Here is a 12985-nt window from a genome sequence, read left to right on the forward strand (position 1 = left end):
GCTAGAATAGAGATGTTTTGAAGTCAATAATCTAGGCAGAAAGAAACACTTTCAAGGTGAAGACTACCACATACATTCCACGGGTTGCTAGCTGTTCTCATCTTGTATCCGGTGCGGGGGTGTTACCGTTTGCTCACGTAGCCGAATTGGTGGGAATAAGTGACTGCCTTGATTCCGCTTTGCCGCGTTCTGGGCTCACGCACACGTTAGGGGATGTGTGGGTGAATCTGGCTTTATCGTTGATTGCTGGTGGGGATGATGTCCACGACATCACCTTGCTTTCTTCTGTTTCAACCGCGTTAGCATCAAAATCGTTACCGTCAGTGACAACCGCATGGCGGCGGATCACAGAATATGCAGATACCAGCGAGCATGTGCGAGAAGGGTTTATCCACGCAGCGAAACAAGCTCGCACTAGGGTGTGGGATTTGTTAGGTGATCACGCTCCGCATCGGGTGGCAACAGTTGAACAACCACTGGTTATCGATATTGATGCCACGTTGATTACCGCACATTCCGATAAGGAAAACGCGACGCCTACCTATAAGAAAGGCTTTGGTTTCCACCCGTTATGTGCCTTTATTGATTACACCAGCATCGGTCTGCCTGGTGGGGAGTTTCTTAACTGCCTGCTTCGACCAGGAAATGCCGGGGCAAACACAATTCGTGATCACTGCCAGCTTGTTGACGAGATTCTTGCCACCCTGCCTGATCACAGTGATGGTCAACCCTGGGGCAAACGATTAGTCATCCGTGCTGACAGTGCTGGTGGGACAAAGAAATTCATCAGTTTCCTCAACGATCACAACCTTGGGTATGTTCTGGGTTATTCCGCCCCGCCGACAGCGCGCATCACCCTTGACCATCACCTTCAATCCCAACAAACAACCAACGCTGATACACAACACTTGGGAACCAGTGCTCACACAGGCAAAGACTGTGATCGGTGGGATACTCGGGTGCCGATTGTGCGTGCTTCAGGGGATCTGGTTTGTGATGAGAACCATTTCCTTGAAGACATCACCGGACTACTGCGCACCGCAAATATAGATGAGCACCAACCTTTGGTGAATCTTCTAGCTGACTACCCCGAGGATATGCGTGTTATCGCACGAATCGAACCACCCCACCCAGGGTGCCAACACAGTCTTTTCAACCAACATGGTGTTCGCGCCCAACTGTGCGTAACGAACCTTATTGGGAATATTCAACACATTGACTACTGCTACCGTAATCGGTCTTTATGTGAACAACACATCAAAGACACCAAAGACCAAGGCCTTAGTAAACTGCCGTTTAAACAATTCGGGGCGAACCAAATCTGGTGTTTGATCGTTGCACTATCCCACCAACTTCTTACCTGGACGAAACTCATCGACGCCTGCCACCACAAAGATCATTCACACCAAGAAACAAGCAAGCCTTGGTGGACATGGGTGCCGAAGACTATCCGTGTAAGGTTTGTTGCGGTTGCATCAAAAATCACCACAAGCAGCAGACGCATCATCCTCCAGCTTGACCAGCACAACCCCCACACCCACACACTGGTCACGCTTATTGGCTACACCCAGAGCCTTCTACAGCCACGCTGGAAGAAACGAAAACCCTAACACCCCTAGGCCCACACACGCGATCTGGCAGCCACACTGCAGGCACACCCCAACCCCCAAACCCCACACAACTTTATGGACGCACACCTTGCCCTAAAAACCACGAATCAAAGGGCGAAGGTGAACCAACCAACCCCACAAACACACCACCCCAACCCACCACCACCAAACCCACCCCATGAAAAATCTGGGCTAGGATCATTACTACTGATATCAACTGTGGTGGTGGGCATGTGTTCATCAGGGCGTGTATGCATTCTTGAAAGCTTTGCGCCCATAATTTCACGGTATCGTTCCACATACCCTCACCTCCCTCACCACCTCGCAAGGCAGATAAGCAGGCATAATAAAACCCCGGCCGGGACACAGCCCAAAGCCGGGGGGAACGCACCAACGAGTGCTAATTTAAGGTCACATGCGCAACGACGTCGTCACGCTGCACCTTGTGTGCAGCAGCCGTAACATTCGCAACCTGCTTCTTATTCGTCAACACCACAGGAGTAATCAACGACTTACCAGCCCTACGCACAGCCGCAGCATCAACGCGCACAACCAGCTCACCAGCCTTAACAGAATCCCCAGCGGAGACAAACGCCTCAAAACCAGCACCGCGCAACGCCACCGTATCCAAACCAATGTGCACCAAAACATCCACACCATTCTTGTCACGGATAGCAAACGCATGCATCGTGTTGAAAATCGTCACAATCTGACCCGAAACAGGAGCACAAACCTCCAACACCTGGCAGGACTCATCAGGAACAACCGCCACGCCCGGACCAAGCATCTCATCAGCAAACACCTGATCCGGCACAGCAGTAACATCCATCACAGTCCCAGGAAACGGGGTGAGAAGATCAACTTTCTTCTTCGACCAACCGAACATTACTCAGCCTTCTCACCCTCGAAAGCAACAGCAGCACCAGACAGCTGGCGCACCACCTCATCGTAAACAAACTGCACATTCGGACCGATCACAACCTGAACCGCAGTCTGCGAAGGACGGATCACACCAGCAACACCAGCCTTCTTAATCTCCTTCTCACTGACCTTGACATAATCATTGACCAGCACACGCAGGCGAGTCGCGCAGTAATCAATGGAAGAAATATTGGCAGCACCACCCAAACCAGCAATGATCTGACGAGCAACACCGCTCACCGACTCATCCGACACAACCACAGCATCAGCGGCATCATCAGACTCATCATCGCGGCCAGGCGTACGCAGATTCAGCGCACCAATCAGCGCGTAGAAAATACCGAAGTACAGCGCAAAGTACACCGCACCCATCACCAGCAGCATCCACCACTGGTTCGCAATCGGGTTACCGGTCGACAGCGACATATCGAACGCGCCAGCCGAGAAACCGAAACCAGCAGTCCAGCCCATCGCCGCAGCAATACCCACAGCAAGACCCGTGAGCAACGCATGCACCAAGTACAAAAGCGGAGCAACAAACATGAAGGAGAACTCAAGAGGCTCAGTCACACCCGTGGCAAAGGAAGCCAACGCACCAGCCAGCATCAACGAACCCACAACCTTGCGACGCTCAGGGCGTGCACGCAAGAACATAGCCAACGCAGCACCAGGCAGACCAAACATCATCACAGGGAAGAAACCAGCCTGGTAGCGGCCAACAACACCAATAACCTCACAGGTCGAACCAGTCCACGTACCTGGGCAGGAAGCTTGGTCAGTAGCAGCAGCCGCCGCAGCGATCGTCTCACCACCCTTGAGGAAATTACCAATATCGTTAATACCGATCACATCAAACCAGAAGATTGAGTTCAATGCGTGGTGCAAACCAGTAGGAATCAGCAGGCGGTTGAAGAAACCATAAATACCGGCACCGATCGCGCCCATGCCCTGAATGGCCTCACCAAAGTTAAACAACACGCCGTAGACGAAAGGCCACAAAACAAACAGCACAGCCGACAAAATCATGGCGAAGAAGGAGACCAAAATAGGTACCAAGCGGCGGCCGGAGAAGAAGGCCAAGAAATCAGGCAGCTTGGTCGACTCAAAGCGGTTATACGTCCACGCAGCCAAAATACCGATCAAAATACCAAACAGAACATTGCCGTTGCCCACAGCCTTCCAGCCTTGGGCAGCCCACTCCAGCAACTGCTGGCCTTCCAAGCTCTCCACATCAATGCCGCGGTAACCAGCAACAGCATCAGCATTCAGCAGTTTGGTCACAGTCAAGAAACCAATCATGCCCGACAACGCCGCCGCACCATTCTTATCCTTGGCCAGGCCGAAGGCGATTGCAACAGCGAAGATCAGCCCGAGGTTCTCCAAAACAGCCAGACCAGACTTAATCAGAAGGTCAGCGAAAAGGGAGTTTGCACCCCAACCTTCGGGGTCGATACGGTAACCGATACCAACCAGCAGTGCCGCCACTGGCAGCACAGCAACCGCGCCCATCAGCGCCTTGGCGAGACTCTGCAGCCCGCCCACTACCTTATCTTTCACGGTAGTTCCTTTCTTATCTTTAGTTTTGCCGCTGCGCTTTGTCACGACTGAGCTCACACTCCTGCACACAGCCATGGAGGAAAACTGCCAAGAAAGCCGCCTCCCCCTTCGCATAAGCAGGCATCTCAGAACATGAAAGAATGCGGCAAATAACTTGTTGAGCTAAATCAAATTCAACGGTGAGCTGTTGGCCAATCCCCATCGTGGCGTCATTTCTGCGCCACGCGCCCTTGCGCACTCGACGTATCAGCCGGGCGATCGTCAGTTCCAAACCATCATCATGGCTGCTACCTATAGCGGGATTATCCACAATCCCCAACACACGTCGGGTAAAAGCGACAAGTTCCGCCAGCTGATTTGCTTGGGCAAGCGGCGCTTTCACGCTCGTGCCCCCGAGCGCGGCGTTGAGGTGCAGGGCAATAAAGCCCGCCTCGCTGTGCGGAAGCTCAAGATTATCCAGGTGGGAATTAATGTATTGCAGCATCACTTCAGCTGCGGCGAATTCATCGGGGAATACAGCTTTGATCTCCCCGGCGATCGCGTTAAAAATCCCCTCGCCTCGCCTTAGCCTATCGACGGCGAAAGAAAGGTGCTCAACCAACAACACGTACACACTGGGGTGAAGGGGGCCTAAAATATCGGCCGCAAGATCCACCGCAGTAGAAAACTTTTCAACACGATGCCCGTCAATGGCGCGCAATGATTCAAAAAATTGCGCCTGTTCGTCGGTCAGATGCACAAAGCGTTGATGCTCATCGGTGATAGCGAGAGTATCGCCAACCTTAACACCAAAGCCAATACCACGCCCCACCAAAACCTGGTGTACATCGCCCGTGGTCACTAGCACAGCATTATTACTCAGTACGCGCGCGGCCCTAGTTAAAGGAGCGTTTGAGTCAAAACAAGTGTTACTCACGGTGCGACAACCAACCTTTAGATCAAGCAGACTGCGGCGAAAGCCACCACATTCCGACGTGAATAAAAATTGTGGATCCCTCACACCCCGGTCATGCCTGAATTAAAAATTTTCAGTAACACCCAAAGTTGAAAAGTATGTCTTCATTATCAATCCTGTGAACGTTGCACACAACGCTTTGCGGTGAAATTGCCCCCGTCAACACCCCCTACATGGGCTTCATGTGCCGAATTCTCACTACAGAACCACTGATACTTCCTGTTTACTCACACCAACCCAACAATATTTTAAGCAAGCACTTATATAGCAAGGTTTCCCCATCAGGAAGAAGCATTGTGAAAAGAAAGCTCAGGAACCACCAGCGCACTGAGGCAGGAAAAACCCTGCACACAGCAACCAAAGAGCTTACCTATAAATATGCCGGGATTGATTCAAAAATACTGATTCGACTTTCAGTAAACAAGTGAAAAATTGACCTGCGGCTTTACAGGTAGCACTTGCTCTATGTCGAATTAATATTGCTCTTACATACCGCAAAGCCCCCATGCCCCTACCAAGAACAGTGCTAGATATGCACACGCAATCACAGAGTGGATGCACTCGCCAGTAAGTCACGAACCGGCTTCCAATCCCACAGGATCGTGAGGCTGATGGTTAACTCGGCCACGCTGCAAGCCACGAAGGCAGACCTAGTTTTTCACCACAGAGACAATGAGAATGCCACCACCCTTAAGGATCTTTAAATCGCACGACTCACGACTGTGTCCTTGTGAGTAAATCTTGGTGGACAATCAAGGACTACCCGGTGCGGCAGAGCATACACACACGCACGTGATTAAGTTCAGCGTGATTTTCATCAGCCCAAACACTCCGAATTCCTCCACTCCCGCGTGCTTATGCCCCAACGTTCCACCCACTAAGCCCCCACAACCACAGGTTGGGGCTTCACAAGCGGTTTTCTGGTGAGAGAACCTTGTTTTCTGCAGGCTTATTTAGTTTAGTTGCTATTAGTTATATTTCCCTCAAGAAACTTTAGAAGGTGTTGCATAGACGACCTACAACACACCAATCAGCTTTTTCCTTTATTTATGAGGTAAGCGAAAACACCCCCATCCTCGATAGTATTGATTGACTAACAATATATAAACAGCTCCTCAACAGAAAAAAATGCATACCCTTCACCATTACACCCGAAGGAAATGAAAACATAGAACAGCCTGCTACTTCCCAAGTGTTCGACAATAAACCGTGGTGAATGCGGTTTCAGTGCAAGCCTGAGTTGATACCACACAACTTTCACACCATTAATTAAAAAGGGTAATAAATATCAAAAGTGACTTTACTTTATATAAAAGTTAAATATGCTTGCGCTTTGAGCGCTGCTAATAATTTGGACATGCCCACACTCTACGACAGGGAGAAAAATGAGGAAGTTTTCTAGCTGTGTCGCTGCAGTTGCCGTAGCTACATCTATTGTCATGACTCCTTCTGCTGGGGCTGTTGAACTAAAGATCGGCCCAGAGTATAGCCCCGAACAGAGGGCAATCATTCTGGACAATGCCCAAAAAATCGAGCAGAAAGCAAAAGAACGTGCCGCTAAGCAAGCCGCAGGCGAATTAGACTTCGACGTGCACTCAGAGTTCAAACCACACACACTGCTCGCCTTTAAAGCATCAACCGTCGAAGAACTATGGGAATGCTGGAAACAACAGCCACCAAATCGTCGCAATCCTTTTACGTACGTCCCTGGTGGTGAGCAAACGCATGCTGCTCTGCCTCAACCAATTTATTGCCCACTAGTGCCAATCACGGAAAAAGACCGTGAAGCTGCACAAAAGAAAATCGTGGATGGCTCACTCGTTCAATCCTCACCAAGCTTGGTTGTCAGCTTCGTCACCTTCTTCTGGAAGGTCATCGAAAAAATCCGTGCTTACTTTGGAAAGAAGAACTAATTCTTCGCACACACAGCAAGCCATGTGCGCACACTTAACAAAACACGCACATGGCTATTTTCTTACCTGCGGATCTTAAGGTTCCTGCTCACCAATTCCTCTTGTGCAGGCACCTTTTCAGCATTGTTAGCGTCGCAATCCGACAGCAGGTCAAAACATACATACACCGATTAGAGGGAAGAAATTGGTACGCGTACAACCGTCGTCTTAACGCTTTGCGGGCACCAGCACAACCATGCTCAAATACTTCACGACGCTTTCGAAGTGTGACTCTATGCCCTCAGACGATGACAGCCATCGTGTAAACTGCGCTTGTTTTTGTTGCCTTACACCTCAACCACAAAAATTCTAGTGCGAACACCAAATGTAAATCCTGGATCACGCTCACCGGCTTATTCGGGGACGCATCCGCACTGGAATTGTGGATCAGATTTGTCGGCCTCGTGATGGGCAACTACCACAACGTATGGGCTCTTATCCGAACAGATTAGCGTGGCAAACTTACATCTCCTGCTGCTTCCACACCACAGCTGTAGCTACCGCAGCACGCCCCTCACCACGGCCGGTAAAGCCCATGTGATCCGTGGTTGTGGCCGATACTGACACCGGCGCACCTAAAATCCCACTCATCACCTGCTCCGCCTCCTTACGCCTAGGCCCCATCTTCGGGCTCTGGCCAACCAACTGCACCGCAGCATTGCCAATGACAAAGCCGTTGTCTTCCAACAATGCCCGACACTCCGTGAGTAGCCGCGCACCTGAGACGTTGTCATACTCACGCTTGCCGACGCCGACAAAGGACCCCAAATCGCCTAAGTTTGCCGCCGACAGCAGGGCGTCGACAAGCGCATGCGCAACCACATCCCCATCGGAATGTCCCTCGCAACCGTCGACGCCGTCGAAAAGCAAACAGGCGATCCAGCACGGCTTACCCCGCTCAACCTGATGCGCATCAGTAGCAATACCCACGCGGGGAATAATCGGATTAAACATCGGGCACCTCAAAAATCGTCGGTTCAGCCTGGTCCACCACAGCGGCAGCCAGCGTGTAATCAAGGGGAGTCGTAATCTTCAATGCCATCGGATCACCCGGCACGCAGCGCACATCAACCCCACACCACTCCATCAGCGAAGCATCATCGGTAGCAACAAAACCTGGATTACTCGCCGCAAAATACTTCTCATTCGCCGCACGCAACAGCGCCAGATCAAAAGCCTGCGGAGTTTGCACAGCGCGTAGATCAGCACGATTCGGCGTATCCACCACGAACGAACCCGCCACCTTCTTAATAGTGTCAGACACAGGCAACACAGGAATCACCGCCGGCGCCCCCTCTAACACCGCGCGAGTCACACGCGCAATCATCCCCGGCGGAGTCAAGGCACGGGCGGCATCATGAATCAGCACCACAGCATCCTCATCGGGGATCGACCGCACACCCGCCCACACCGAATCGGCGCGCTCACCCCCACCCACAACCAGCCGCACCGGCACAGCTGCCTCAAACAGCTGCGCCCGTGAAAGCAGCTGGTGGGCGAAATCAAACATTTCAGCGCTGACCAACACCACAATCTCATCAACAATTTCCGACGTAATCATGGCAATAACCGAACGCTCCAGCAGCGACTTCCCCCGCAACAACACATACGACTTCGGAACCTGAGCCCCCAAACGCGAACCTGTCCCAGCCGCAGCAATGAGCGCATAAACGCGCCGACCACAAACGGCCTGGCGCGTTAATTCCTGCGACGTCATTTTTTAGTCTTCGTCATCGAAGCTGAGATCGTCGAGGTCGATATCATCATCCTCAACAACCTTCTTCTCCTCGGTATCCTCGATACCCAAAGCCTTGTGGCGCTCAATCGTCGCATCGATCTCGGCGAGCAGCTCATCCGCCTTCTTCTCATCCTTAATCTCAGCAAGAGCCAGCTCACCCACCAAAATCTGACGCGCCTTAGCCAACATGCGCTTCTCGCCGGCAGACAAGCCCTTGCCCTGGTCGCGGCGCCACAAATCACGCACAACCTCAGCAACCTTATTCACATCACCGGACGCTAAACGCTCCTGGTTCGCCTTGAAACGACGCGACCAGTTGCCCGCCTCTTCAACATCAGTCTCACGCAAGTAACCGAATACCTTCTGCAGGCCGTCATCATCGACAACGTCGCGCACACCGACCAATTCAGCATTCTTCGAAGGAACGCGGACCACAAGATCCGACTGGTGAATCTGAAGAACCAAGTATTCCAAGGTCTGGCCATTCAGCTCCCGATGCTCAATCGCCTCAACGACTGCCGCGCCGTGGTGGGGGTATACGACGGTGTCGCCAACCTTGAATTCCATAAAACTAAAACTCCCTCAAATATCCTTCGAGCAAAGCGCCTACCCATAAGCATCCTCCCCGGTACGCGCCACCGGGACAAGGGGAGAGCAAACGCTAAAAGAATAAGTGTACCTTGCGTCAACACATACCAGAAAAATTCTAGCACGCCTGAGCCCTGACCCACCCCACGGTTTACAACCACCACCAGCACTGTGGTTTTCTGCCCGCTTATGTGGGAGAAAATAAACATCATGCCCACCTGCCTATTATTTTGATCACATTAGGCGCACTGTTCACCCTTTTGTATGCCCCCGTTTGGCCGAAAGTGGCCATTGTTGAATGTGCGAAACACCCCTTTAGGACTAAAGTAGTAGAAGACTATTTTTACACTCAGGTTTCCCAGCCTGAACCATACCCACCATGATGGAGGACGAACACTGTGAAGCCTTTGAAGACCGTTGCCCGCCGCGGCGCCATGATCACCGCCGCTGCTGCTTCCGCGCTGATCCTGGCTTCTTGCTCTGCAGGTCAGGTCACCCAGACCTCTAGCCAGGTCGCTGCTGTTGACGGCGCTTCCGCAGATTCTGAAGATGGAACCGTGGCAGTGCGCGACGTCACGATCCACGTCACCGATAAGGGCGAGACTGGCGTGAAGTTCACCGCTATCAACCAGGACAACTCCGATGCCACCCACACCCTGAAATCTGTCACCATTGACGGCAAGCCAGTGACCATCAAGGGCGAAACCGCCATCAAGTCGAACTGCACCTTGGTAGCTGACGTTCCTTCCGAGATGAAGAAGCTGGTTGAGCCCAAGGGGGCGTGTGTCACTCACGTGACCACCTCCACCGAGAACCCTGGTTTCGCTTTCGGTGGCACCAAGGAAGTTGTGTTCACCTTCGACAACGCAACCGTGACCACCTCTGCTACCATCTCCACCCCAGTGTTGGAGTCCGGCATGGTTGATCGTGAGACTGGCGCTGAGAAGCACCACCACTAAAAGCCTTTCAGGCAACGAACCCCCTGCTCACCGCTTGTGGCGAGGAGGGGGTTTAGTCTTTGCGCATGAAGATTATGCCCAAAATTCCGCTGATAATCAGGGCGATGGCGATGGCGTAGACAACAAATCCGGCGATCTCAAAGTGGCTCCAGTTCGACTCAACCGCCGTACGGGGCACATGGGTGGGAACAGCACTTTCGATGGGGACAAGGAGCACGCGTGAAATGAGCAGACTAAGGGTAATACCGGCGTGCGCCAGTGGGTGCGCTAATGGCATCCTCTTCCCCTTACGTTCGATTGATAAGCTCTATTTCTTAAGAAAATTACAATGTTTTATTTATTGCTGCATATTTTGATAAACACGCAGCTAAGAAGGCGATGAATGGAGTTCACCATTCCCTCAATCACAAGCCATAACTGAGTATACTCTAAGAAAATGAAGGAGCAATTCTTAGGTTGCTTTCTAGGGGAAATTTCTTCATGTTTCCTTCCTTTTGTAGGGTGAGCAGCATGGCGAAAAAAGCGCGCAGCGTACACACCTGCACCGAATGCGGATACTCCTCCCCCAAATGGTTGGGCCGCTGCCCCGAATGCGGCTCATGGGGCTCCATGGAGGAACACACCCAAGCCACCGGCTCCGTGGCACACGCTGCCACGCTGGGTGCGGTATCCAAAGGGCTTGCTCCTACCTCCCCAGCCCAAGCAATCACCAGCATTAAAGCCAGTGCTGCTACCACGTTAAGCACCGGCATTGCTGAACTCGACCGAGTCTTAGGCAAAGGCATTGTGCCCGGCTCTGTGGTGTTACTCGCAGGTGAACCCGGTGTGGGTAAATCCACCCTTCTGCTGGAGGTGGCGGCACGGTGGACAGAGCAGCAGGACTCTGCTGGGAAAAACCGGGTGGCCTTATATGTCACGGCAGAAGAATCAGCAGGGCAGGTGCGCCTGCGTGCCGAGCGCACCAATGCGCTCAAAGACACCTTGTTCCTTGCGTCGGAAAACAACCTCGATGTTGTCTTCGGCCACGTGGAGGCGCTCAAGCCCAGCCTGATTATCGTCGACTCAGTTCAAACCATGTCGGCTGTAGGGGTCGAAGGTGTAGCCGGTGGCGTTGCCCAATCGCGTGCCGTCACCGCGGCACTGACCACCTTGGCGAAAAACACCAACATCCCCATCCTTCTGGTCGGCCATGTGACCAAAGACGGCAACGTCGCCGGCCCGCGTGTACTGGAGCACTTGGTGGATGTGGTGCTGAATTTCGAGGGGGATCGTCATTCCAGTTTGCGCATGCTGCGGGGTATTAAAAACCGTTTTGGTGCCACCGATGAAGTGGGCTGTTTTGAACAGCAGCACGATGGCATCAAAGAGGTCGAAGACCCTTCGGGTCTATTTTTAAGCCACCGCGAGACCACCCCTGATGGCACTGCGGTGACTGTGGCTATGGATGGTGTGCGCCCCATTGTGGCGGAGGTGCAGTCGTTGGTGGTGCCAACGGAGTCGAAGAATCCGCGGCGCGCGGTTACTGGGCTTGATCCCACGCGCGTGCCCATGGTGTTGGCGGTTCTTGCGGCGCGTGCGGGGAAGAAAACTCACGATAAAGAGGTGTATGTGGCAACCGTGGGCGGTATGAAGGTGGGTGAGCCTGCCACAGACCTCGCTATTGCGCTTGCCACCGCCTCAGCGCTTTCACGCACCCCGTTGCCGAAGAAAACGGTGGTGTTGGGTGAAGTTGGTTTAGCTGGCGAGATTCGCCGTGTGCCAAATGTGCAGCGGCGTTTGCAGGAGGCAAAGAGGCTGGGATACACCACCGCCATCGTCCCGAAGTGTTCGGTGACGATGGCGGGGATGAAAGTGGTGGAAGTCGAAACTCTGACCGATGCGCTGCGAATCTTAAGCTAAGCGGGAGGTTACTGGAGGTGGAAGTCGATCGGCGCGGACGCGTTCGTGCCGATCACTGTGTGCAGATAATAGCTGCCCGCCGGAACAGATTGGCGGCCCTGGCAGGTTTCCGGTGTGGAGGTGGTGCGCGACCATTTCGCCTCAAACTTGCGCTCCTGGCCTGACCTAAAAGTCTGCTCCCCAGTGCCTACTGGTGCGTTGCAGTCAATATCGGACCACACGCGCTGGTTGGCGTCGAGTGAATATACCTCGAATCGCAGCGGGTCGCGTCCGAGATCGATCACGCAATCAGCACTGGTGGGGTTTTTCACTGTCATATAGAAGCTTGGCAGGTCTTCCGCAGCATAAAAGGGGTGATTGGTGGAGGCGCTTATTTCGAGGTCATCGACATTACAGGTGGTTTTGCGCTCAGGGTCTTCGGTGGGTTCAGCTGACTGTGAGGGGTCGACTTCCTTCACACCCTCATCCTTGGCCTGTTCGCTGCTTGTCGTTTCGCTCACCACGCTTGTCGACGCCGGTGTGCTGTGCGCTGTCGGCGCAGCACTGCTGGTGATCAAGGCTGCAGGGGTTGGTGAGTCTTCTTTGCTCACGAGTGCCGCGATGACCATGATGAGTACCGCGACGGCTGCCAGACCAATGATGGCTGCGGCGCGTCGGCGTCGGTAGTACACCTCGGGTGGGAGGCGTGGTTCGGCGGGTTCGGGCGCTGGCCGTGATGGCGGGCGGGAGTATGAGTAGTTTCTGTTTCGGCGTTCCACAATAACCAGCCTAAATGCAAAACCCTAGCAACTGGGGTTTAAGCCAAG

General features: G+C 53.0%; 10 protein-coding genes and 1 pseudogene. 4 read left to right on the plus strand and 7 right to left on the minus strand.

Annotation, left to right across the window (positions count from 1 at the left end; genetic code table 11):
* The first annotated feature begins 56 nt into the window (after positions 1 to 56).
* On the plus strand, positions 57 to 1610 hold the full coding sequence (locus CFELI_RS11265) for an IS1380 family transposase (RefSeq protein ID WP_290258967.1): 1554 nt from the start codon (positions 57 to 59) through the stop codon (positions 1608 to 1610).
* A 400-nt stretch (positions 1611 to 2010) separates the two neighbouring features.
* Here CFELI_RS11265 and nagE read toward each other — a convergent pair.
* Positions 2011 to 4040, minus strand: a pseudogene (gene nagE, locus CFELI_RS11275) (N-acetylglucosamine-specific PTS transporter subunit IIBC).
* A gap of 67 nt (positions 4041 to 4107) precedes the next feature.
* Complete coding sequence (locus tag CFELI_RS11280; RefSeq protein WP_277105107.1) at positions 4108 to 5004, minus strand: PRD domain-containing protein; 897 nt, start codon at positions 5002 to 5004, stop codon at positions 4108 to 4110.
* 1478 nt (positions 5005 to 6482) lie between these two features.
* Between CFELI_RS11280 and CFELI_RS11285 the strand changes: the two genes are divergently transcribed.
* Positions 6483 to 6956 (plus strand): hypothetical protein, encoded by a 474-nt coding sequence (locus CFELI_RS11285; RefSeq protein WP_290259027.1) that lies wholly within the window; start codon positions 6483 to 6485, stop codon positions 6954 to 6956.
* A gap of 501 nt (positions 6957 to 7457) precedes the next feature.
* Here CFELI_RS11285 and ispF read toward each other — a convergent pair.
* The 3 genes from ispF to CFELI_RS11300 are packed head-to-tail and all read right to left on the minus strand — an operon-like array spanning position 7458 to position 9300.
* Positions 7458 to 7949 carry a 2-C-methyl-D-erythritol 2,4-cyclodiphosphate synthase gene (gene ispF, locus CFELI_RS11290; protein WP_277105109.1) on the minus strand — a complete coding sequence of 164 codons (492 nt, stop codon included), beginning with the start codon at positions 7947 to 7949 and terminating at the stop codon, positions 7458 to 7460.
* Complete coding sequence (gene ispD, locus CFELI_RS11295; RefSeq protein WP_277105110.1) at positions 7942 to 8712, minus strand: 2-C-methyl-D-erythritol 4-phosphate cytidylyltransferase; 771 nt, start codon at positions 8710 to 8712, stop codon at positions 7942 to 7944. Before ispD ends, ispF begins: the two co-directional genes overlap by 8 nt.
* 3 nt (positions 8713 to 8715) lie before the next feature.
* Positions 8716 to 9300, minus strand: a complete 585-nt coding sequence (locus CFELI_RS11300) for a CarD family transcriptional regulator (protein ID WP_277105111.1) — start codon at positions 9298 to 9300, stop codon at positions 8716 to 8718.
* A gap of 419 nt (positions 9301 to 9719) precedes the next feature.
* On the opposite strand from CFELI_RS11300, the gene CFELI_RS11305 reads away from it, so the two are divergent.
* Positions 9720 to 10280: a hypothetical protein gene (locus CFELI_RS11305; protein WP_277105112.1), complete on the plus strand. Its 561-nt coding sequence runs from the start codon at positions 9720 to 9722 to the stop codon at positions 10278 to 10280.
* A gap of 52 nt (positions 10281 to 10332) precedes the next feature.
* Here CFELI_RS11305 and CFELI_RS11310 read toward each other — a convergent pair whose 3' ends face one another.
* Positions 10333 to 10557 carry a hypothetical protein gene (locus CFELI_RS11310; RefSeq protein WP_277105113.1) on the minus strand — a complete coding sequence of 75 codons (225 nt, stop codon included), beginning with the start codon at positions 10555 to 10557 and terminating at the stop codon, positions 10333 to 10335.
* Positions 10558 to 10790: 233 nt separating this feature from the next.
* Here CFELI_RS11310 and radA point away from each other — a divergent pair, with 233 nt between their 5' ends.
* Positions 10791 to 12179: a DNA repair protein RadA gene (gene radA, locus CFELI_RS11315; RefSeq protein WP_277105114.1), complete on the plus strand. Its 1389-nt coding sequence runs from the start codon at positions 10791 to 10793 to the stop codon at positions 12177 to 12179.
* Between the two features lie 8 nt (positions 12180 to 12187).
* On the opposite strand, the gene CFELI_RS11320 is transcribed toward radA, so the two are convergent.
* A complete protein-coding gene (locus CFELI_RS11320) occupies positions 12188 to 12937 on the minus strand; it encodes a hypothetical protein (RefSeq protein ID WP_277105115.1) in 750 nt (249 codons plus the stop codon).
* Positions 12938 to 12985: the final 48 nt, after the last annotated feature.

This window comes from Corynebacterium felinum (assembly GCF_030408755.1).
Lineage (GTDB): Bacteria > Actinomycetota > Actinomycetes > Mycobacteriales > Mycobacteriaceae > Corynebacterium > Corynebacterium felinum.